Consider the following 21,368-nt stretch of genomic DNA (forward strand, 5'->3'; position numbering starts at 1 on the left):
GCATAAGAGTGTGATACACATAATGTTTAAATGTTAAAAAAATCTGTTTTCATAAATATATTAATCATAAAAAGTATGTATTAAGGCTGTTGTTATTGGAAAGAATTTTTAAGAGTTGGTATTCCTTTTAAAAGGATAAAGATTCTAAAGGGATACTTTTGCAAGAAACGCCTTCCTTTGTTTGAATCCAGTCTATTGAAACTCTTTTAAGAGCAGCTTTGATAACGAGCATGAAGAGGATATACATTTTTTATAAAGTTTCCAAGAATTTTCTTAAATTAAGTTTTTTAAGCAAAAAATATGAAAGCTTGTATTGTTTTTCTTGTGTTTTATTTTAGTTATTGTATATACTCCTAGTATCCGCTATTAAACTTTTTATTTGAGAAAGAGGCATAAATGGCCCGCGTAACGGTAGAAGATTGTATTGATAAAGTTGATAACCGCTTTGAATTGGTACTTTTAGCAGGCCATAGGGCGCGTCAGATTTCACAAGGAGCGCAGATTACAGTTGATCGTGATAATGACAAAAATCCGGTTGTTGCTTTGCGTGAAATAGCAGAGGAAACATTGTCGCCTGCTGATTTAAAGGAAGATCTTATTCATTCGCTGCAAAAACATGTGGAAGTCGATGAGCCAGAAATGGCAAGTGAACTTATCACCCATTCAAGTGAAGCTGAAAGTGTTTTTAATACATCATCGCAAGAAGAAGGCACTTCATTTGATCAGATGTCAGAAGAAGAACTTTTAGCGGGTATTGAAGGTTTGGTTGTTCCAGAAAAAAGTGACGATTATTAATTGCGCCAGTGAATATTACAGGAATAGAGATACTTTGTCTGTAAGAAGCTATTATTTTTCTTGTCATTTATTGATAAGATGTGTTCAATGGGCGTTAGAGGTGTGAAAAGATAAAGGATATGCTCGTATGATGCGTCAGTGTGAGCTTGTTGAGCGTGTTCAACGTTACAAGCCTGACGTAGATGAGGCTCTTTTAAACAGAGCCTATGATTATGCAATGCGAAAGCATGCCCACCAAAAGCGTGCTTCGGGAGATCTCTATTTTTCTCATCCTTTAGAAGTTGCTGCTATTTTAACAGATATGCGGTTGGATGAAGCAACGATTGCTGTTGCTCTTTTGCATGATACGATTGAAGATACAAGCGCTACACGAGCAGAAATTGATCAGCTTTTTGGCTCTGAAATTGGGAAGTTGGTTGAAGGTCTTACAAAGCTTAATAAGCTTGATCTTGTCTCGAAAAAAGCTGTACAGGCAGAAAATCTTCGTAAACTTCTGATTGCCATTTCTGATGATGTTCGTGTTCTTTTAGTCAAACTTGCAGATCGCCTTCATAATATGCGTACCCTTGGCGTTATGCGTGATGATAAACGTCGGCGAATTGCTGAGGAGACGATGGATATTTATGCGCCACTTGCGGGGCGTATGGGTATGCAGGATATGCGCGAAGAGTTAGAGGATCTCTCTTTCTTTTATTTAAATCCAGACGGTCATCGTACGATTACCAATCGACTTTCTGAATTATTGAAGCACAACCGTGATTTGCTTTCCACGATTGAAAATGAATTGACAAAGCTTTTTTTCGAGCATGGCATTAAAGCAGATGTTAAAAGTCGTCAGAAAAAATCTTATTCAGTCTTTCGCAAAATGGAAAGTAAAGCCTTATCTTTTGAACAGTTATCGGATATTTTTGGATTTCGTGTGATTGTTGAATCGGTTAATGATTGTTATCGTGCTCTTGGTGTTATCCATACGACATGGCCAATGGTTCCTGGTCGTTTTAAAGATTATATCTCTATACCAAAACAAAATGATTATCGTTCTATTCATACAACTATTGTGGGGCCTTCAAGACAACGCGTTGAATTACAAATTAGAACAGCTGCCATGGATGAAGTTGCTGAATATGGGGTTGCGGCTCATTCCATATATAAAGAGCAGGGTTCCAATTATTCGGCTTCGAAATTGTCAAGCGAAACGAATGCCTATGCATGGTTGCGTCAAACGATACAAGCTTTATGTGATGGAGATAATCCGGAAGAGTTTTTAGAACATACAAAACTTGAACTTTTTCAAGACCAGGTTTTTTGTTTTACGCCAAAAGGTCGTTTAATTGCTTTTCCTAAAGGCGCAACACCTATTGATTTTGCTTATGCTGTCCATACAGATATCGGTGATTCTTGTGTAGGCGTAAAAATTAATGGTCGTATTATGCCTTTAATGACTAAATTAAAAAATGGTGACGAAGTTGATATTATCCGTTCACATGCTCAAATTCCGCCAGCCGCGTGGGAACTTCTTGTTGTCACAGGTAAAGCACGTTCAGCTATTCGACGCGCAAGTCGAGCAGCGGTCCGTAAGCAATATTCTGGCTTAGGATATCGTATTCTTGAACGTTCGTTTGAATATATGGGAAAACAATTTTCAAAAGATGTTTTGAAGAAAGTTTTGCCACGTTTGGCACGTAAAGATGTAGAGGATGTATTGGCTGCTGTTGGGCGTGGAGAGCTGTTTTCGGCTGATGTGATTAAAGCGGTTTATCCTGACTATCAAGAGCGTGTAGTACAAAAGTCATCTTTCAAGCCTGGGGAAGAAGGGTGGTTTAATATTGAAAATGCTCAAGGGATGATTTTTAAGGTTCCAGAAAAAGAAAAGGATGCTATGATAGAGGACCAGCAGTCTAAGGCATTACCTATTCGAGGAACCCGTGGGGATATACCTGTATGTTTTTCACCAGAAGGCGCTGTGCCTGGAGATCGGATTGTTGGTATTATGCAACCAGGTGCTGGAATTGTTATTTATCCAATACAGTCTTCGGCTTTGAAGGCGTATGATGATCAACCAGAACGGTGGATTGATGTCCGCTGGGATATTGATGCCCAAATGAATGAACGTTTTCCTGCACGGATAAATATTTTGATTGTAAATAGCCCAGGTTCTTTAGCTGAAATTACGCAAATAATTTCTACCAACGATGCCAATATCCAAGATTTATCTTTTATCCGTACAGCACCAGATTTTACAGAAATGATGATTGATTTAGAAGTTTGGGATTTAAAACATTTGAATCGTATTTTTTCTCAATTAAAAAAGGCAGATTCAGTCAGTACAGTACGGCGGGTTCATGGATAACAAGAAAGATTTTGCAATGAATACACAAGATGTCATTGATATTTTTAAACAGGCAGATGCTATTCTAGAAGGGCATTTTATTTTAACATCGGGGCGCCATAGTGCGACTTATATGCAAAAGGCGAGAGTGTTTATGCATGCTGACTTGACAGAAAAGCTCTGTCGTGGATTGGCTGAAAAAATCAAAAAATCTATTGAAGGAAAAATTGATTATGTTGTGGGTCCTGCAATTGGTGGTCTTATTCCTTCCTATGAGACTTCGCGTCATCTTGGTGTTCCTTCTCTTTGGGTAGAGCGTGTCAATGGAATCTTTGAATTGCGTCGTTTTGAAATCAAGAAGGGGGCACGGGTTGTTATTGTCGAAGATATTGTGACAACGGGTCTTTCTATTCGTGAGACTGTTGAGGCTTTGACAGCAGTAGGAGCAGAGGTATTGGCAGGAGCATGTATCCTTGATCGTTCTGGTGGTAAGGTGGATGTTGGCGTTCCGTTGATTGCGCTTGCTGAATACGAGATAGCTTCTTATGCGAGTGATGCACTTCCTGCGGATCTTTCTGTTCTTCCAGCGATTAAACCGGGCAGTCGAAATATCTAACTGTCTTTCTATTTTTTTATGCAAAAGCTTAAAAAGATTAATTTGGATGATGTAGATTATTTCATCATCAAAAGATGTGTATATGAGAGTTATATGCTTTTTCGTCGTCGAGAACCAATTAGTTGTGTAGCACGTATTAGACTTTGGTTATGGCCACGTCGTTCATTTTTTCGCTCATTTTCTTACATTTATAAACGTATTTTGCGTCTATCTGCAACACCGCATGAAGTTGCGTTAGGGGTTGCTATTGGTATTTTTTTAGCCTGTTCTCCTATCTTCGGGGTGCATATCATCTTGGCAATATTTCTTTCTTGGCTTCTGCGTGCAAACTTTGCGGCCGCAATCATTGGGACGGTTTTTTCTAATCCACTCACATTTTTATTGATTGCTATGGCTGATTATAAAGTAGGATATTTTTGTTTATCGCTTTTTAGTGATGTCAATGAGATTTCTCTTTCTCAAATTCGTGCTCTGTTTAGTGGTTTGACAGTGTCAAATCTTCCTCTTCTTTTTAAAGGTGCATGGGACACAATTATGAGGCCTATGATTTTAGGTGGAGCTCTTTTAGGTGTTGTTTTTGGTGGTTTATCTTATATAGGTGTTTACAGAGCAACAGCTCGTTTTAAACAAAAGCGCTATCAAAAGATTATAAAAAAAGGGCGTTTAAAGAAGCATTCATCGTAAGAAAGATCGGGTAATATCTTATGATTGTTGGTCTTGGAAGTGATTTAGTTGATATACGACGTATTGAAAAAATGTTGGTTCGTTATGGCGAGCGTTTTATCCAACGTATTTTTACGGATATTGAAAGGAATAGATCCGAAAGTCTTAAAAAAAAATCTTCTTCTTATGCGAAAAGATTTGCTGCTAAAGAAGCATGTGTTAAAGCTTTAGGAACGGGAATCGCTTGTGGTATTAATTGGAAAGACATAGGTGTTGTTAATTTGCCATCTGGTAAACCAATCATGGAATTAACAAATTGTGCGCAAGTGCAACTTCAAAAGTTATTACCTCCTCATCATGATGCGGTTATTCATCTCAGCATAACGGATGATTTTCCTTGGGCGCAAGCATTTGTTATTATTGAAGCACTTCCACGTGGATAGATGGCGTGAGAGATTGTGCTTTTGTTATTTGAATATTATGATGAAAAAAAATTATATTTGTGATGAGAAGGCAGTTGGTGATGATCCAAAAAGATAAAGTGCATAAAAAAGAAAAAAAGGTGGGATTCTTGAATTAATTTCTGTTCTAATACAAGCTCTGCTTTTAGCCGCGTTTATTCGGACACTTTTTTTTCAGCCTTTTAGTATTCCTTCTGGTTCAATGCGTCCTACTTTATTAGTGGGGGATTATCTATTTGTTTCTAAATATGCATATGGGTATTCTCATTTTTCAATGCCCTTTTCTCCTCCCCTTTTTTCTGGACGTATTTGGGCCTCTCAACCTAAACGGGGAGATGTGGTTGTTTTTCGTTTACCAAGTAATCCGAAGATTGATTATATAAAACGTGTTGTTGGGCTACCAGGTGATCGTATACAAGTTCGTCAAAGTGTTCTTTATATTAATGATGAGGCTGTTTCGCGTCGCTTTATGGGAGAGATTGATAATTCTGATATAACGGAAGTCAACTATCCCGTTGAGGTCTATCGTGAGACACTGCCCAATGGTGTTAGCTACGATACGCTTGATTTAGCTTTCATCCCAAAAGTTGATGATACAGAAGTCTTTGAAGTTCCTCAGGGACATTATTTTATGATGGGTGATAACCGCGACAATTCGGATGATAGTCGTTTGGATGTAGGCTATGTTCCAGAAGAAAATCTTATTGGTCGCGCGAGCATAATTTTCTTTTCTATCAGTAACGGTTCAAGTGCTTGGCAGATTTGGCGCTGGCCATTTGATGTGCGTTGGAAACGTTTGTTTTCTTTCATAAATACGGTTCATGATTTGCCGCTTATCAAGCAAGGAAACAACGATGAAACGTCTCGTGATTGATCAGCTTTTCAAGCTGACGGGGCATCGTTTTAAAGATGAAGAGAGATTAAAAAGAGCATTAACCCATGCAAGTGTACAAGATTCGGAACAGGGGAATTATGAACGGTTAGAGTTTTTAGGTGATCGGGTTTTAGGGCTTTTGATTGCAGAGATGCTCTATCAGCTTTTTCCTCAGGCAAGTGAAGGTGAATTATCAGTCCGTTTGAATCATTTGGTTAATGCGCAGACATGTGCTGATATTGCACGTGAAATGAGGCTGCCTGATATGATCCATGTTGGTTTTGAGATGAAAAATTTTGCAGGACGTCGACTCATTAATATGCATGCAGATGTCGTGGAAGCTTTGATTGCCGTGATTTATCTAGAGGGAGGATTGGAAAGCGTTCGTCCCTTTATTCAAAAATATTGGCAAGGTCGAGCAAAAAAAATGGATGCTGGTCGACGTGATGCCAAAACAGAATTACAAGAATGGGCACATATCCAAGGCAATGCACAACCACATTATCAGGTTATTAAACGTTCAGGTCCAGATCACGATCCTGTTTTTATAGTAGAGGTCAGTCTTTCAGGTTTTGCTTCAGAGATTGGGCAGGGAAGTTCTAAAAGATATGCTGAGAGGATGGCCGCTGAAAAAATTTTACGACGAGAGGGAGTATGGAAAAACGTGGGAAAAAATGATCATGAGTGACGTTATGAAAACACGCTCTGGGTTTGTTGTGCTTATTGGGATGCCTAATGCTGGTAAATCGACATTGGTTAATCAATTGGTTGGAACAAAAGTTTCAATTGTAACGCATAAAGTACAAACAACACGAACTTTAATCCGCGGCATTGTCATTCATGATGATGTGCAAATTGTGTTAGTCGATACACCGGGTGTTTTTCGTCCTCATAAGCGTTTAGAACGTGCCATGGTCTCTGCGGCTTGGGGAGGTGCTAAAAGTGCTGATGTTCTTCTTGTTTTAATTGACGCTCAAAGTGGTCTTTCAGATGAAGTTGATAGGATGTTAGATATTGTAAACAATATGAAACAAGAAAAAATTCTTGTTCTCAATAAGGTTGATACCGTTGTTAAATCATCTCTTCTAGCGTTAACCACTCAAATAAATGAACGTGTAAAGTTTGCACAAACATTTATGATTTCTGCTCTAAACGGTTCTGGTTGCAAGGATTTACTTCATGCGTTGAGTAACATGATGCAGGAGGGGCCGTGGTATTATCCGGAAGATCAAATTTCCGATATGCCGATGCGTCATCTTGCTGCAGAAATTACGCGTGAAAAACTTTTCCTTCGTCTTCATGATGAGCTTCCTTATTCTTCCACAGTTGAAACAGAAAGCTTTGAAGAGCGTTCAGATGGTTCTGTTAAAATTAACCAAGTTATTTATGTAGAGCGTGAGAGTCAGAGGAAAATTGTTTTGGGGGCAAAAGGCGATACAATTAAAACGATTGGTCAAGCAGCACGCAAGGAACTCATGGAAATTATGGACCAAAAGGTTCATCTTTTTCTCTTTGTAAAAGTGCGCAATAATTGGGATACCGATCCAGAACGTTATCGCGAAATGGGATTGGATTTTTTGAAATAATTAAAATAAAATGAAATGGAAAGAACAAGCTGTTATTCTTGGGGCACGCCAATATGGCGAAACAAGTGTTATTCTTGAGATTATGACGCGCGAGCATGGTCGTTATATGGGCGTGGTAAAAGGGGGACGTTCACGTCGTATGGCCGCTCTTCTTCAGCCGGGCAATTTTGTGGAGGCTGAATGGTGGGCGCGTTTAGAAGAACATCTAGGGCTTTTTCGCCTTGAAGCACTGGATTTACATGCGGCACGATTAATTTGTTTACCGGAAGCACTTTATGCTTTGCAATTGATTGCTTTTCATTTACGGCTTCTTCCTGAGCGTGATCCACATCCCGTTTTATATGATATTTTACACCTTTTTATGCAGAATTTTGATGAACCATTTGTCAATGCAGAATTGCTTGTACGTTTTGAAATGCGGCTTCTTGAAGAACTTGGCTTTGGTCTTGATTTATCTTGTTGTGCTGCCACAGGTCGCCAAGAAAAGCTTTATTACGTATCGCCAAAATCTGGACGGGCTGTTTGTGAAGAAGCAGGGGAGCCTTGGAAAAAAAAGCTTCTCATTCTTCCACAGTTTCTTGTGCAAAGAGCAACCCGTCCTGCTAATTTTAGGGATATAATGGATGGTTTTAACTTAACGGGTTTTTTTCTTATGCGTCATGTTTGGGAGCCACGAGATATCAAACAGCCATCGGTGCGGATGAATTTGATCCAGTTGTTTGAGCGTCGATTTGGTATACAAGACTTTATTTGTTGATCTGATCATAATTGAATAGAATAGAAAAATGAAAGTTTTAGAGACAATTGCGGAAGTTCGCCAATATATTTCACAGGAGCGGCATTTAGGCTTTTCGATTGGTTTTGTTCCAACAATGGGAGCACTCCATGAGGGGCATCTGGCATTAGTACAGCGTGCAAAAGCAATGTGTGACCGTGTATTGGTTTCTATTTTTGTTAATCCAAAGCAATTTGGACCCCATGAGGATTTTGCTCAATATCCAAGAAATTTGAAAAGTGATTGTACTTTATTAAAAAAAGAGGGTGTTGAATGTGTTTTTGCGCCTTCTGTAGAAGAAATGTGGCCCTTGGGAAATGATACAATTGTAGAGGTAAAAAAATTATCACGTATTTTGATGGGAAAATTACGTCCAGGGCACTTTTGTGGTGTAACAAGCGTTGTGGCTAAGCTTTTTAATATTGTTCAACCCGATAAAGCTTTTTTTGGAGAAAAAGATTTTCAACAAATTTTAATTATTCGGCGTATGGTTGAGGATTTAGCTTTTCCTGTTGAAATTGTTGGTGTTCCTATTTTACGTGAAGCAGATGGTGTTGCACACTCTTCACGGAATAAACTTTTAACATTAGAAGATCGTAAAGCGGCTAAAATTATTCCTGAAAGTGGAAAAGCTGCTGAAAAGCTTTACCATGAAGGTGAGCGGTCGGTTGATAAGTTATGCAAAACTGTTCGCAATATTTTACAACAAGAAACGCGTGCCATCATTGAAGCAATAGATTTACGGGATATGAAAACTTTGCATGCGGTCAAAGGAAAATTGAATAGACCGGCAGTTTTATTACTGACGGTTCGTTTTGGTGAGGTAAGGCTTATTGATCAATATATATTGCAAGAAAAGGGCGGAAAATGAGTATACATAAAACTGTAAGGCGCATAACATCTTCTCAAATACGTGAAAGAAAAGGACAACAGCCAATTGTTTCTTTAACAGCTTATCAAGCTTATACGGCGCGGATTGCTGATCCCTATTGCGATATTCTTTTGGTTGGTGATAGCCTTGGTATGGTGGTATATGGATTTGAGACAACACTTCCTGTTAATTTAGATATGATGATTTTACACGGGCAGGCTGTGGTACGTGGGTCTCAAAAAGCTCTTGTCGTTATCGATATGCCTTTTGGCTCTTATGAGGAAAGTAAAGAGCAGGCTTTTGTTAATGCATCGCGTGTTCTGGCACAAACGGGATGTGGGGCCGTTAAGCTTGAAGGTGGTGCTTATATGGCCGAAACAATAGATTTTTTATGTAAACGTGGTATTCCAGTGATGGGGCATATTGGTCTCACACCCCAAGCGGTGAATCGTTTTGGTGGTTTTAAGACACAAGGGCGTAAAGAGAGTGATTGGCAGAAAATTGAAGCTGATGGGATTGCAATTGAAGAGGCTGGTGCTTTTGCTGTTGTGTTAGAAGGAATTGTCGAGCCTTTAGCGGTAAAATTGACAGAAAAGCTTTCTATTCCAACCATCGGTATTGGTGCATCCAGTCAATGTGATGGACAAGTATTGGTGATGGAAGATATGTTGGGCTATGGTGCGCATGTACCAAAATTTGTACGTCGTTATGGAGACTTTGAACAAGCCATGGAAACCGCAATCAAAAACTATGCAGAGGATGTTACATCCCGTGCTTTTCCAGCGGATAATGAAGTTTATAAACTGAAATAGATGTTCAGTTTAAGATAAAAAGTTTGAGAATAGAACATTTATTGTTTCGATAATAAATAGGGAGTGTTTCATATATTTTTGTATGTCATTTGAATTGTGATTTCTCTCATTGCTTTTTTCTTTAATTGGAATACGCTTTTCATGCAAAAGAGAGACGCCATTGGCATGCTAATTTGCGCGCTTTAAAAAACTTTCTTAAGATCCCCAATCCCATTTCGTGACAGCACTTGTAAATAGCATAACGATTATAACGATAAAGTCTCTATGAAGTATATAAAATTTGTTAATTACCGCCATCTTTACGTTTCACAAAAGAGTAAGCTGGTTCCATTACACATTTTACCAACTTTCAATGTTGCAGCAGTGCTTAATACTTGAGGCGGTCCATAAGAGGCATTTTTAGTTCTTTCTTGTATAGTTTTATTCACATAACTCTCTCTGTTTAGATGTGTAAGAAAATGATTTGATTGATTCAATATAAACAGAAAAAATAATAAATTATTATTATAAATCAGTATATTGATTTTATATGTTATTGGTAAATGGTTACGGAGGCTCTTTTAAAAGGCTCTTCTTTGGGTGTAAAAAACTTTTGTTTCGATGATGTTTTTTTAATTGATAGGATATAAGGGCGGTAATTGTAGAAGAGTAATAAAGATGCTCAGCTTTATTACTCTATAGCACTTTCGCGCCATAAATGGAAAAAAACGATATATATTCAGCTATAATGACAAGAATAAATAATGCGAAGAGATCTATGATCTTTGGGTATCCAAGTCATTAAAGCGCGTTAAAAATTCTTTTTCAATTTGTTGTGTAGAGGAGGGGTGTAAATGAAGATCATCCGGTACAATATTATTGGGAGAGCCAAAATAGCGAACGGCTTCTTCTGTCTTGAATCCAGCAAGCGTGATTGCTTCATAATATGCTGCGATACGGTCAGCTTGTTTAATTTTTTTTAAAAGCTTTTGAGAAAGATCAACGGGAAGAGAAAAGCGCATGTGAATAGCATCTTGGATGCGCTTTTCGATGCATTCATATTGTTTTCCTATGACAGCTTTAAAGGGTGAAATCATATCGCCGATGACGTATTCTGGTGCATCATGAAGAAGCGTATAAAGACATTCGGTGCTCTTTGTTTGTGGGAAAAGTTTTTGAAATATTTGTTCAACCAAAAGTGAATGTTGGGCAACAGAATAGGCGTGATCTCCTCGTGTTTGACCATTCCAACGGGCCACGCGAGCAAGTCCATGGGCAATATCTTCAATCTCGATATCAAAAGGAGAAGGGTTGAGAAGATCAAGTCTGCGTCCAGAAAGCATTCTTTGCCAAGCGCGTGCTTCTCCACTTTTTAATAGTTCAGCTTTAGCCATGCATATTTTCTATCTTAATTTTCAGGAAAGGTAAAATTCATATTTTCAGCAATATGTATGGTGACAGGAATATTTTTTACAGTAAAGGGGATATTTTGATCCATAGCATCTTTGACGTGGTCAATACGCATTAAAGCAAGAGCCTCATTTGCGACACATGTTCCCAAATGCCCAAGTACTTTTGTTCCTGCTTCAATACTTGCTTGAGGGGGGAGATCACACTGGCCTTTTACAATTAAAATACGGCGTCGTGCTGCACGGCGGTGGTGCATTCGTGAAACAATTTCTTGTCCAATATAACACCCTTTGTTGAATGCAAGTCCATTGATTTGATCGTAATTAATATCATGAGGAAAGACTTTTCCGACTTCATAGTCTTGACCACTTTCCGCAATCGCATAACGAATACGCAATTGATTCCATGCGTCATAATCTTCTGAAGCTAAAAACGGAACTTTGCTGTAGATTCTTATTATTTTTTCTTGTTGTGGGAAGCGTTTATCAACAAAATTTGAATCAAAATTTAAACTATCTAATTCATTCTTCCAAGAAACTGTTACAAGCTCTTGTAATGGTTGTATAATTTCTACTTTTTTACGCAGTTTATAAAGCAACAGACGCTTATAGAGTGTATCGGCCAAAGACATCTCAATATCAATAAAATAGCCTTCCTCTTTTTTACCGATAAGAAAATCAGCAAGGACCTTTCCTTGTGGAGATAAAAGCGCTCCAGGGAAAATTGCTTGGGGGGGGATTTTTTTTACATCTGTCGTGATCAGGGATTGTAAAAAATCTGTTGCTTCTTCGCCTATAACTTGAATAATTTCGCGATTTTTTAAGCAAATGGCGTTTTGTTTTTCAATCATGGTTCTTGCCTTTCTGCTCAAAGTTACCTAATCGATAAGTGAGCAACATGTAAGGAGCGTGGCTATGTTTAAAACATTTGATACAATTTTTAAAGGTGCAACAGTTGTGAATCATGATGGAAGAAGCAAGCGTGATATTGGTGTTATAAATGGCCGTATTGCGGAAATTGGTGACCTTACATGTGCTTCGGCTGGTGAGGTGATTGATTGTACGGGACTGCATATTTTACCGGGAATTATTGATAGCCAAGTACATTTTCGTGAACCAGGCAATGAACATAAGGAAGATTTGGAAAGTGGTTCATATTCTGCTGTGTTAGGGGGGGTTACAGCAGTCTTTGAAATGCCGAACACCAATCCATTGACAACATCAGAAGATACATTAAGGGATAAGGTTAAGCGCGGATTTCATCGCATGCATTGTGATTTTGCATTTTGGGTTGGAGGAACGCGTGAAAATGCTCATGAACTCTCTGAATTAGAAAGACTTCCTGGTGCGGCTGGAATTAAAGTCTTTATGGGGTCTTCTACAGGAGATCTTTTGGTCGATGATGATGAAAGTGTACGTCTTATTTTGCAAAATACACGCCGTCGTGCAGCCTTTCATTCTGAAGATGAGGAAAGGCTCAAAGAGCGTAAAATACTGCGTATTGAAGGGGATGCCTCATCACATCCCGTTTGGCGTGATGAGATTGCGGCGTTAAAGTGTACACAACGTTTGGTAAAAATTGCGCATGAAACGAGGGCTCGCATTCATGTGTTACATCTTTCGACAGAAGAAGAAATTGATTTTCTAAAAAAACATAAAGATGTTGCAACAATTGAAGTGACACATCATCATTTAACTCTTACGGCTGATGATTATAAGCAATTTGGTACATTAATTCAGATGAATCCACCTATTCGTGAGCCGCGTCATCGTGAAGCTCTTTGGTATGGTGTTCAACAGGGGATTATTGATGTTTTAGGTTCTGATCATGCGCCACATACCCTTGAAGAAAAGCTTCAACCTTATCCCTCTTCGCCTTCAGGAATGACAGGGGTGCAAACAACAGCAGCTATTATGTTGACACATGTGAATGCAGGAAAAATGTCTCTTGAGCGTTTTGTTGATCTCACTTCACATAGTCCTAGTCGTATTTTTGGTATCAGCTGTAAAGGACGTCTTGCTGTTGGATATGATGCTGATTTGACGATTGTTGATCTTAAACGGGAAGAAGTCATTACGAATGCCCTGATTGGTTCGCGTGCCGGTTGGACGCCCTATGATGGTCAAAAGGTTAAAGGCTGGCCTGTTGGAACGATTATCCGCGGTATGCGCGTTATGTGGGAAGGTGAAATTGTCACACCTTCACAAGGAGAACCGGTTAAATTCATAGAAACTTTGGTGTAGACAGCATAAATTTTATCTTATGATGCCAAAAACACCATCTTTTAGGGCAGTGATGTGATATTAAGGCATATCAGATTTCTTGATACATAATGTTTCAGTGTCTAATGAATGTCCTTAGGCTTTTTTCTAGAGTGTTAATGAAGCAAATTGTATGAGTGGGAATTTTAGGTGAAATCTGCTAGAATTCGGACTTTTATATCGGTATGGGGTAGGAGTTTTTATCCTTAAAAAACGCAGGGAGAAGGACAAAGAACGATATGGAGGAAAGACTCCCATAAGAATAAAAGCATTATTTTTCAAAAGTTACTCTCTTTTGAGAAGCCAGTTTATTGATCTTTGCATTTATGAAGGCGGCATCGTTGATGTTACTAAAAGTGAGGGAGATATTTTTTTACAGGTTCGCTGTTATAATGCGTGAGAAGGTTTTCAGATAAAGTTCTTCCCTCTTCAATGTATCTTTGATTAGCTTCAATGGCAGCTTGTGTACAATGATGATAATTTTCAGAAAAAGCAAGATAGGATTCATTAAACGCTTCATAAAAATAAGCGCGTCTTTGTGGGGTGGGGTGTTCTGCTTCAATCAGTGCGTTCATATAATCATACCATTGGTTTGTGGGGACTCGCAAAGATTTTGGAGAGAATGCAGGGATCCCAAAATTTCCGCGAGGCGAAGGAGTTTTTTTTCATAAGGTGGAGATTGTTGCGCAAAGACTGGCATTGAAATGATAAGAAATGTTAAAATAATAATATTCATCAATCTATTACGCATTATTTTTATTACTTTCTTTGAATAAAACTCTGTACAAATAAAATAATTATGGCATGAAAATGATGTCTAAAAATAGAGTAATTGCGACGTTATTCTCAATGATTTCTTATAAAATATAGGGCGTAAAAGATCGTAAGAAACCCATTGTGAAATATTGAAAATGCTGATGAAACTCTGTGTGGTTAAAAATTTAGATTTTGTTTTTTTTTCATATAAATTCAAACTGTATAGTTTATGAAATTGTTTCTAAGGCTTCTTTTCTTAAGGAGGAATAAGATCTTTATCAAATCAAATGCTTTTAATTAAATAAAAGGGAGTGTTTTTATGATAAATGATGAATACAGCTTCGAGACAATGTGGAAGAAGAATTTTATATAAGCTAAAAGTTTTTATTCTAAACTGCATAATGCGATCATTTGAGATAAGAGACATCTAAAGGGGCGGTGCATCATATCGTTCACGGAGTATAATGATGAAAGAGTTGCGATTTTATAATACGCTGACACGAAAAAAAGAAAATTTTATACCAATCGATCCGACAAAAGTACGTCTTTATGTTTGTGGTCCAACAGTTTATGATTATGCGCATATAGGTAATGCACGTCCTATCATTGTTTTTGATGTTTTATTTCGCTTATTGCGTTATATTTATGGTAATGATCATGTTCTCTATGCGCGTAATATTACCGATGTCGATGATAAAATTAATGCACGAGCCGCCCACGAATATCCAAATTTGTCACTCAATGACGCTATTCGTCAATTAACAGAACGTACATATGCCCAGTTTCAACAAGACACAATAGCGCTGGGGTGTTTATTGCCAACCAGCCAGCCACGTGCAACTGAGCATTTAGAGGAAATGCGTGCGCTCATTGAAAGGTTACTTGAAAAGGGGCACGCTTATAAAGCGGAAAATCATATATTATTTTCTATAAGCAGCATAAAAAATCCTCCCCATTACGGGGCATTTGCCAATCGTTCTTTAGATGAAATGAGGGCAGGGGCGCGTATTGATGTTGCTGCTTATAAACGAGAGGAGATGGATTTTGTTTTATGGAAACCTTCTGCGGAAGGAGAACCAGGTTGGGAATCGCCGGGAGGCATACCTGTTTTAGGTCGTCCAGGTTGGCATATTGAGTGTTCTGCCATGTCAATGGCAAAGTTATTAGTGCCCTATGGTGGTGGTTTAACTTGCGATGATCCAACGGCGAATATTTTTGATATCCATGGTGGTGGACTTGATTTAATTTTTCCTCACCATGAAAATGAGATAGCACAAAGTTGTTCAGCTTTTGGGACGGAACGAATGGCTAATTTTTGGATGCATAACGGCTTTTTACAAGTTGAAGGCAAAAAGATGTCGAAAAGCTTTGGCAACTTCATAACCATTCGTTCTGTTCTAGAGAATAATTTTTTGGAATTTAATGGTGTTTTAGCTGATGAAATGAGGCAAAATTGGGCGGGTTTATCTGCACGTTTTTCAATGTTGCAAACGCATTATCGTGAACCATTAAATTGGACCGCACAGCGTTTAAGACAATCAAGCAGTGAACTTTATCGTTGGTATGAACTGCTTCGCAGTAAAAAGAGTATAATCGAAAATAATGAAACGATTGATGATACTTTAATAGATGCTCTCGGTGATGATCTTAATACGCCCAAAGCATTAACGGTTTTGCGAAAATTTTATAAAGCAGGGGATGTTTTGGCTCTTGCTCATGGAATGAGTTTATTAGGACTATTACGACAAGAATGGATTAAAGAAATAGACTGCCCATTATTCATAAAAAAAATCTCTCTTGATTCAAAATTTATTGATCAGCGCATTGCCGAAAGACTACGGCTTATCCATAATAAAGAGTGGGACGCTGCGGATACAATTCGTGATGAGCTTGCAGCCGAGGGGATTCTCTTAAAAGATAGTAAGGATCCGCAAAGTGGTGAGCGTATAACTATGTGGGAAATAAAACGATCCTAATTTCCCTATTCCAGCAGTTCTCATAAATAAAAGGGAGAATATGATGGAATTTTTATATCATTACGGATATATCGCGCTTAAGCTGGCCGTAGGTCTTATTGCTTTCCTATTTATTTTAAGAACGACAGGTCGTGGGAGTTTGAGGCAGATGACACCCATCGATTTGGTCAGCAATTTTGTCATGGGAGGTATTATTGGAGGAGTCATTTATAACCAGAATATTAGCAGCATTCAATTATTGCTTGTTTTATTGATTTGGCAAACCTTGATTGCCTCTTTTAATATTTTGGCACGCTATTCAGTTTTTTTTCGCCATCTTATTGCAGGGCGGAATGTTACATTGGTTTTAGATGGGGCCTTTCAAATGGATAAGATTAAAAATTTAGGGATCAATATCAATGATCTTATTGCGATGTTACGTCTTAAAGGATGTCATTTACATGAAGCTGCTTTTGTGCGTTTGGAAACCAATGGTGATTGCACTGTTATTAAAAAGGAAGAGGGGAAGAAATCAACGATTGTCGTGGAAAATGGTGAGGTTATTGATGATGGTCTTAAAGAGATTGGTAAAACAAAAAAGTGGCTTCAGGCAGAATTGAAAAAAAAGCATGTAAAAGTTGAAAATTTATTTGCAGCAGAGTGGTATGAGAAGATAGATCAAAATAATAAACTATATAGTGGATTATTTCTTGTTCCTTTTTCAAAAACAGTCTAACTTCACACAATGAGTAGGTATAGCTTATCGAAAAGCGTAACAAGAGATGGACCTATGAATATATAAATAACACAGGGGGGTGTTTTGCCTGTTTGTGTGGATGATAGAGAAGTAAAGGCTTTATGAAACGCAATGAAATGAGAAAAACTGTATCATCTGATACAGAGGGAACTCTGCACACACTTTACAATTTATGGCCTTATATGTGGCCGGTAGGGCGGCGTGACCTAAAAATACGTGTGCTGTGGGCAATATTTTATCTTGTTTTGGCTAAGCTTGTTCTTATATCTGTACCGTATTTTTTTAAATATGCTACGAATGTGCTTGATACAAGCTTTCAGCTCCCTGAATGGTTTCCATCCAGTTTACTTATTCCCATCATGCTTGTTTTGGCATACAATGCTGCACGTATTATACAGGCTGGATTAAATCAATTACGCGATTCTCTTTTTGCCACTGTTAGTCAATACGCTGTTCGTCAACTCGCTTATAAAACCTTTGTCCATATTCATGAGTTATCTTTACGATTTCATTTAGAACGCCGAACTGGTGGACTTTCTCGCGTGATTGAACGTGGTACAAAAGGGATTGAAGCAATCGTAAGATTTTCAATTCTCAGTACTGTACCGACAGTTTTAGAATTTTTATTAACGGCCTTTGTATTTTACATCAACTATGGAGGGTATTATCTTCTCATCGTTGTTATAACAGTTTTATTATATACCTTGTTTACTATTAAGGCGAGTGATTGGCGTATTCGTATTCGGCAACAAATGAATACAGCAGATACGGAAGCGAATACCCGCGCTGTTGATTCTCTTTTGAATTTTGAAACGGTCAAATATTTTGGCAATGAAACGCTAGAAGCCGATCGTTTTGATGCTGCTATGGCTGGTTATGAAAAAGCTGCAACAAAGATTTGGACATCGTTAAGTTGGCTTAATTTTGGTCAGGCTCTTATCTTTGGTATTGGCATGACGATCATGATGTTGATGTCAGCTTATGAAGTTTTTTATAAGACACAAACTTTAGGAGATTTTGTTTTTATTAATGCTCTTTTAATGCAACTTTCTATTCCACTGAATTTTATTGGTTCAATTTATCGTGATGTTCGACAAGGTTTAACGGATATTGAAGCGATGTTTGATCTTTTAGATGTTCAGCAGGAAATCGTTGATAAATCAGATGCTAAACCGTTAGAGATAAGTGATGGGACCATTCGTTTTCATCAGGTAAAGTTTTCTTATGATTCGGTGCGTCAGATTCTCAGAGATATTAATTTTGAAGTCCCAGGAGGAAAAACAGTCGCCATTGTTGGTCCATCGGGTGCTGGTAAATCAACCATTTCTCGATTGCTTTTTCGGTTTTATGATGTTGATGCGGGCTCTATCACAATTGACGGGCAGGATATTCGTAATGTAACACAAAAGAGTTTGCGTGAAGCAATTGGTATGGTTCCACAAGATACGGTATTATTTAATGATACAATTGCTTATAATATTTGCTACGGACGTCCAAGTGCGACAGATGAAGAGATGCGCAAAGCTGCTGAAATGGCACAAATATCAAAATTTATTGAGATGTTACCGGAAGGTTTTCAGTCTATGGTAGGAGAGCGTGGTCTAAAATTATCAGGAGGTGAGAAACAACGTGTGGCTATTGCACGAACGCTTTTAAAAGCTCCCCCCTTCTTATTCTAGATGAAGCAACAGCGGCTCTTGATACGACAACGGAACAGGAAATTCAACAAGCATTAGATATTGTAAGCCGTGGACGAACAACATTGATTATTGCGCATCGTCTTTCTACGGTTATTAATGCTGATGAAATTTTGGTTCTTAAAAGTGGTCGTATTATTGAAAATGGGACGCATACAGAGCTTTTACGCAAGAAAGGTTTATATGCTTCAATGTGGAATAAGCAGCTTGAAGCATCGCAAGCTGAAGAAAAATTACGTAAAATGCGTGAAGAAGATGAGACAGGTATTGTTAATCGTAAAAAATAATGTGGGCAAAATGTAATCTATACCTTGTATATAGGGTGATTGATAAAATACATAAAAAGACACAAGGGGAACAAAAAGAGTTATTGCTTGTTTAAGTTTACGATGAATAGGAAATTATATGAGTATTCTACAATCTGTCCATAATGGCTTTGTGCCGATTCATAAAGAAGGTTATCCTTTTATTGTAGCATTTTTTGTTATTTCGCTTATTCTTGGTTGGATATGGAGTCCATTGTTTTGGTGCGGGCTTGTTCTCACGGTGTGGTGTATATACTTTTTCCGCGATCCCGATCGTGTGATCCCTTTAAATTCAAATTGGGTTATGTCGCCTGCAGACGGCCGTATTTCATTTGTGGAATCATGTGTTCCACCTGAAGAATTAGGGTTAGGGCAAGATGAAATGATCCGTATTTCTATTTTTATGGATGTTTTTTCATGTCATATCAATCGTATTCCTATCAATGGTACAGTAGAATCGATCGTTTATCATCTAGGTCGGTTTACCAATGCTGAGTTTGATAAGGCTAGCCAGTTTAATGAGCGTAATGGGCTGGTCATTGAGAGCAAACATGGTAAAATTGCTATTGTACAGATAGCAGGGATGCTTGCGCGTCGCATTGTTTGTTGGTCAAAAGAAAACGATGCCGTTATGACGGGGGAACGATTTGGATTGATTCGTTTTGGTTCTCGCCTTGATATTTATGTACCAACTGAAATGAAATTGCGTGTTGCAGTTGGTCAGACAGCAATTGCTGGAGAGACCGTTTTGGGCTCTTTTGATGATAAGAGTGCTACAACGGACTTCAGATACGATTAGGATACACAATGAAAAATTTTTCGCCATTTTCTTCATTCAACCCTGAAGGGCAGCATGATGATGTTACAAATCGGCGGCGTTCACCTACATCAATGCGATATGTCATTCCCAATATCATTACTATTTTAGCAATTTGCGCAGGGATGAGCAGCATTCGTTTAGCTTTGGAGCAACGCTATGAAGCTGCTATTTTAATGGTTCTTTTGGCCGCAGTTTTAGATGGTGCGGATGGTCGCATTGCGCGTTTAATAGATGGGAGTTCACCTTTTGGAGCACAGATGGATTCTCTTGCTGATATTGTCAATTTTGGTGTGACTCCTGCACTTATTGTTTATTCTTTTATTTTAAATCAAGCACACCACATTGGTTGGGTTGCTGCTCTTGTTTATTGTGTCGCTTGTTGTTTGCGATTAGCGCGTTTTAATGTGATGTTGGATAACACCAATACACCTCAATGGCAGAAAAGTTATTTCGTGGGCGTTCCAGCGCCAGCGGGAGCGTTACTGCTTTTATTGCCTACCTATTTAGGAGCTCTTGGTTTAGTTCCCAGTTGGGGGTGGGCATTGTTTTTTAGTCTTTATACTGTCATTATTGCTTTTCTTTTGATTAGTCGCCTACCAGTATGGAATGCAAAGACAATTGATCAAAATTTAAGACGTGATATCGTGATACCTTGTATGTTGGTCATTGTTATTTATGTCGGTTTTCTTGTAACTTACACATGGATAACTTTATTGATCACAGCTGTTAGCTATATGATTTTTCTCCCCTGTAGTTTTATCGCTTATAATAAACGCGCTGCTTTAGAAGAGAAGAAGGCTGATACCAAAGCCATCGAAAATTGATAAAGTACTTCATTTTTCTTTTGAAAAGCACAGAAAAAAGAGAGCTTTGGTTATTGATATCTCAAATGATGATCAATCAGGGATATGATAATCCACAAACCTATTTTTATGGACATTAAAGAGTTTTCCAGTTTCCTTTAAATCAGGTGAGAGCAAATGGACTATTTTTTTTGCAACTTCTTGTGGTGATGGGAGTGTTTGTGGATCTTCACCAGGCATAGCTTCGGCTCGCATAGCAGTGCGTGTGGCACCAGGGTTGACACAATTAACTTTAATAGGGGTTTGTTTGAGCTCTTCTGCCCAACAGCGCGCAATCATCTCTAAAGCGGCTTTAGAAGCTGCATAAGCCCCCCAGAAAGGACGTGCATTATGCGCAACACTTGAGGATAACAGGATAGCCCGTCCAGCATCAGATTCACGTAATAAAGGCTCTAAGGCTTTCATTAAGCGCCATTGGCTGAAAAGATTTATTTGAAAGACATCTTCAAATACTGTGTTTTCTATATGCGCTATTGGTGAAAGCGTTCCAAGGATTCCTGCATTTGCAACGATAATATCAAGTTTTTTCCAACGTTTTGTAATAGAGAGTGCAAGAGCATCGATATTTTCCATATGATGCAAGTCAAGGGGAACAAGGGTAGCAAAAGCCCCTTTTTCTTGGATTTGATTGTCCAGTTCAGTAAGCCCACTGACTGTTCGTGCAAGAGCAATAATATGAGCACCACGTGCAGCAAGCTCGAGTGCCAAATAATAGCCAATCCCTCTTGATGCACCAGTAACAAGTGCAATACGTCCATGGAGACTAAAGTCATGTTGTGTCAT

18 protein-coding genes and 3 pseudogenes are annotated in these 21,368 nt (G+C 38.4%); 17 read left to right on the plus strand and 4 right to left on the minus strand.

Going from position 1 to position 21,368, the window contains the following annotated elements; translation table 11 throughout:
- Positions 1 to 396 precede the first annotated feature (396 nt).
- From rpoZ to panB, 11 genes and pseudogenes are all read left to right on the plus strand, one after another.
- Positions 397 to 795, plus strand: a complete 399-nt coding sequence (gene rpoZ, locus AC6ER9_RS06610; RefSeq protein WP_497073991.1) for a DNA-directed RNA polymerase subunit omega — start codon at positions 397 to 399, stop codon at positions 793 to 795.
- A 127-nt stretch (positions 796 to 922) separates the two neighbouring features.
- Positions 923 to 3,145 (plus strand): RelA/SpoT family protein, encoded by a 2,223-nt coding sequence (locus AC6ER9_RS06615; RefSeq protein ID WP_497073992.1) that lies wholly within the window; start codon positions 923 to 925, stop codon positions 3,143 to 3,145.
- 16 nt (positions 3,146 to 3,161) lie between these two features.
- On the plus strand, positions 3,162 to 3,740 hold the full coding sequence (gene pyrE / locus AC6ER9_RS06620; RefSeq protein ID WP_497075297.1) for an orotate phosphoribosyltransferase: 579 nt from the start codon (positions 3,162 to 3,164) through the stop codon (positions 3,738 to 3,740).
- A 93-nt stretch (positions 3,741 to 3,833) separates the two neighbouring features.
- Positions 3,834 to 4,424, plus strand: coding sequence for a DUF2062 domain-containing protein (locus tag AC6ER9_RS06625; protein WP_497073993.1), 591 nt, complete (start codon positions 3,834 to 3,836; stop codon positions 4,422 to 4,424).
- 20 nt (positions 4,425 to 4,444) lie between these two features.
- Positions 4,445 to 4,846, plus strand: coding sequence for a holo-ACP synthase (gene acpS / locus AC6ER9_RS06630; protein WP_497073994.1), 402 nt, complete (start codon positions 4,445 to 4,447; stop codon positions 4,844 to 4,846).
- An 80-nt stretch (positions 4,847 to 4,926) separates the two neighbouring features.
- Positions 4,927 to 5,738: pseudogene (gene lepB / locus AC6ER9_RS06635) on the plus strand (signal peptidase I).
- A complete protein-coding gene (gene rnc, locus AC6ER9_RS06640) occupies positions 5,719 to 6,426 on the plus strand; it encodes a ribonuclease III (RefSeq protein WP_497073995.1) in 708 nt (235 codons plus the stop codon). Before lepB ends, rnc begins: the two are co-directional and overlap by 20 nt.
- On the plus strand, positions 6,419 to 7,324 hold the full coding sequence (gene era, locus AC6ER9_RS06645) for a GTPase Era (protein WP_497073996.1): 906 nt from the start codon (positions 6,419 to 6,421) through the stop codon (positions 7,322 to 7,324). The genes rnc and era overlap by 8 nt, the downstream gene beginning before the upstream one ends.
- 10 nt (positions 7,325 to 7,334) lie before the next feature.
- Positions 7,335 to 8,081, plus strand: a complete 747-nt coding sequence (gene recO, locus AC6ER9_RS06650) for a DNA repair protein RecO (protein WP_497073997.1) — start codon at positions 7,335 to 7,337, stop codon at positions 8,079 to 8,081.
- Positions 8,082 to 8,109: 28 nt separating this feature from the next.
- Complete coding sequence (gene panC / locus AC6ER9_RS06655) at positions 8,110 to 8,970, plus strand: pantoate--beta-alanine ligase (protein WP_497073998.1); 861 nt, start codon at positions 8,110 to 8,112, stop codon at positions 8,968 to 8,970.
- Positions 8,967 to 9,782 (plus strand): 3-methyl-2-oxobutanoate hydroxymethyltransferase, encoded by an 816-nt coding sequence (gene panB, locus AC6ER9_RS06660; protein ID WP_497073999.1) that lies wholly within the window; start codon positions 8,967 to 8,969, stop codon positions 9,780 to 9,782. The genes panC and panB overlap by 4 nt, the downstream gene beginning before the upstream one ends.
- Positions 9,783 to 10,537: 755 nt before the next feature.
- Here the strand turns inward: panB and AC6ER9_RS06665 are convergent.
- Positions 10,538 to 11,155, minus strand: coding sequence for a YfbR-like 5'-deoxynucleotidase (locus AC6ER9_RS06665; RefSeq protein ID WP_497074000.1), 618 nt, complete (start codon positions 11,153 to 11,155; stop codon positions 10,538 to 10,540).
- 14 nt (positions 11,156 to 11,169) lie between these two features.
- Positions 11,170 to 12,021 carry a CAF17-like 4Fe-4S cluster assembly/insertion protein YgfZ gene (gene ygfZ / locus AC6ER9_RS06670; protein WP_497074001.1) on the minus strand — a complete coding sequence of 284 codons (852 nt, stop codon included), beginning with the start codon at positions 12,019 to 12,021 and terminating at the stop codon, positions 11,170 to 11,172.
- 64 nt (positions 12,022 to 12,085) lie between these two features.
- Between ygfZ and AC6ER9_RS06675 the strand changes: the two genes are divergently transcribed.
- On the plus strand, positions 12,086 to 13,414 hold the full coding sequence (locus AC6ER9_RS06675) for a dihydroorotase (RefSeq protein WP_497074002.1): 1,329 nt from the start codon (positions 12,086 to 12,088) through the stop codon (positions 13,412 to 13,414).
- Between the two features lie 368 nt (positions 13,415 to 13,782).
- Here AC6ER9_RS06675 and AC6ER9_RS06680 read toward each other — a convergent pair.
- Positions 13,783 to 14,183: pseudogene (locus AC6ER9_RS06680) on the minus strand (TIGR02301 family protein).
- A 472-nt stretch (positions 14,184 to 14,655) separates the two neighbouring features.
- On the opposite strand from AC6ER9_RS06680, the gene cysS reads away from it, so the two are divergent.
- From cysS to pssA, 5 genes and pseudogenes are all read left to right on the plus strand, one after another.
- Complete coding sequence (gene cysS / locus AC6ER9_RS06685; RefSeq protein WP_497075298.1) at positions 14,656 to 16,164, plus strand: cysteine--tRNA ligase; 1,509 nt, start codon at positions 14,656 to 14,658, stop codon at positions 16,162 to 16,164.
- 43 nt (positions 16,165 to 16,207) lie between these two features.
- A complete protein-coding gene (locus AC6ER9_RS06690) occupies positions 16,208 to 16,879 on the plus strand; it encodes a DUF421 domain-containing protein (protein ID WP_497075299.1) in 672 nt (223 codons plus the stop codon).
- Between the two features lie 122 nt (positions 16,880 to 17,001).
- Positions 17,002 to 18,884: pseudogene (locus AC6ER9_RS06695) on the plus strand (ABCB family ABC transporter ATP-binding protein/permease).
- 118 nt (positions 18,885 to 19,002) lie between these two features.
- Positions 19,003 to 19,701, plus strand: coding sequence for a phosphatidylserine decarboxylase (locus AC6ER9_RS06700; RefSeq protein ID WP_497074003.1), 699 nt, complete (start codon positions 19,003 to 19,005; stop codon positions 19,699 to 19,701).
- An 8-nt stretch (positions 19,702 to 19,709) separates the two neighbouring features.
- On the plus strand, positions 19,710 to 20,546 hold the full coding sequence (gene pssA, locus AC6ER9_RS06705) for a CDP-diacylglycerol--serine O-phosphatidyltransferase (RefSeq protein WP_497074004.1): 837 nt from the start codon (positions 19,710 to 19,712) through the stop codon (positions 20,544 to 20,546).
- A gap of 72 nt (positions 20,547 to 20,618) precedes the next feature.
- On the opposite strand, the gene AC6ER9_RS06710 is transcribed toward pssA, so the two are convergent.
- On the minus strand, positions 20,619 to 21,368 hold the full coding sequence (locus AC6ER9_RS06710; RefSeq protein ID WP_497075300.1) for an SDR family NAD(P)-dependent oxidoreductase: 750 nt from the start codon (positions 21,366 to 21,368) through the stop codon (positions 20,619 to 20,621).

This window comes from Bartonella sp. SL317, assembly GCF_059687655.1.

Excerpts from the sequence above, each read along its gene's own strand:
- pssA (WP_497074004.1), top strand. The coding sequence starts at position 19,710 with ATGAAAAATTTTTCGCCATTTTCTTCATTCAACCCTGAAGGGCAGCAT.
- rnc (WP_497073995.1), top strand. The coding sequence starts at position 5,719 with ATGAAACGTCTCGTGATTGATCAGCTTTTCAAGCTGACGGGGCATCGT.
- panC (WP_497073998.1), top strand. The coding sequence starts at position 8,110 with ATGAAAGTTTTAGAGACAATTGCGGAAGTTCGCCAATATATTTCACAG.
- cysS (WP_497075298.1), top strand. The coding sequence starts at position 14,656 with ATGAAAGAGTTGCGATTTTATAATACGCTGACACGAAAAAAAGAAAAT.
- AC6ER9_RS06675 (WP_497074002.1), top strand. The coding sequence starts at position 12,086 with ATGTTTAAAACATTTGATACAATTTTTAAAGGTGCAACAGTTGTGAAT.
- ygfZ (WP_497074001.1), bottom strand. The coding sequence starts at position 12,021 with ATGATTGAAAAACAAAACGCCATTTGCTTAAAAAATCGCGAAATTATT.
- acpS (WP_497073994.1), top strand. The coding sequence starts at position 4,445 with ATGATTGTTGGTCTTGGAAGTGATTTAGTTGATATACGACGTATTGAA.
- AC6ER9_RS06665 (WP_497074000.1), bottom strand. The coding sequence starts at position 11,155 with ATGGCTAAAGCTGAACTATTAAAAAGTGGAGAAGCACGCGCTTGGCAA.
- panB (WP_497073999.1), top strand. The coding sequence starts at position 8,967 with ATGAGTATACATAAAACTGTAAGGCGCATAACATCTTCTCAAATACGT.
- pyrE (WP_497075297.1), top strand. The coding sequence starts at position 3,162 with ATGAATACACAAGATGTCATTGATATTTTTAAACAGGCAGATGCTATT.
- AC6ER9_RS06625 (WP_497073993.1), top strand. The coding sequence starts at position 3,834 with ATGCTTTTTCGTCGTCGAGAACCAATTAGTTGTGTAGCACGTATTAGA.
- AC6ER9_RS06700 (WP_497074003.1), top strand. The coding sequence starts at position 19,003 with ATGAGTATTCTACAATCTGTCCATAATGGCTTTGTGCCGATTCATAAA.
- era (WP_497073996.1), top strand. The coding sequence starts at position 6,419 with ATGAGTGACGTTATGAAAACACGCTCTGGGTTTGTTGTGCTTATTGGG.
- AC6ER9_RS06615 (WP_497073992.1), top strand. The coding sequence starts at position 923 with ATGATGCGTCAGTGTGAGCTTGTTGAGCGTGTTCAACGTTACAAGCCT.
- recO (WP_497073997.1), top strand. The coding sequence starts at position 7,335 with ATGAAATGGAAAGAACAAGCTGTTATTCTTGGGGCACGCCAATATGGC.
- rpoZ (WP_497073991.1), top strand. The coding sequence starts at position 397 with ATGGCCCGCGTAACGGTAGAAGATTGTATTGATAAAGTTGATAACCGC.
- AC6ER9_RS06710 (WP_497075300.1), bottom strand. The coding sequence starts at position 21,368 with ATGACACAACATGACTTTAGTCTCCATGGACGTATTGCACTTGTTACT.
- AC6ER9_RS06690 (WP_497075299.1), top strand. The coding sequence starts at position 16,208 with ATGGAATTTTTATATCATTACGGATATATCGCGCTTAAGCTGGCCGTA.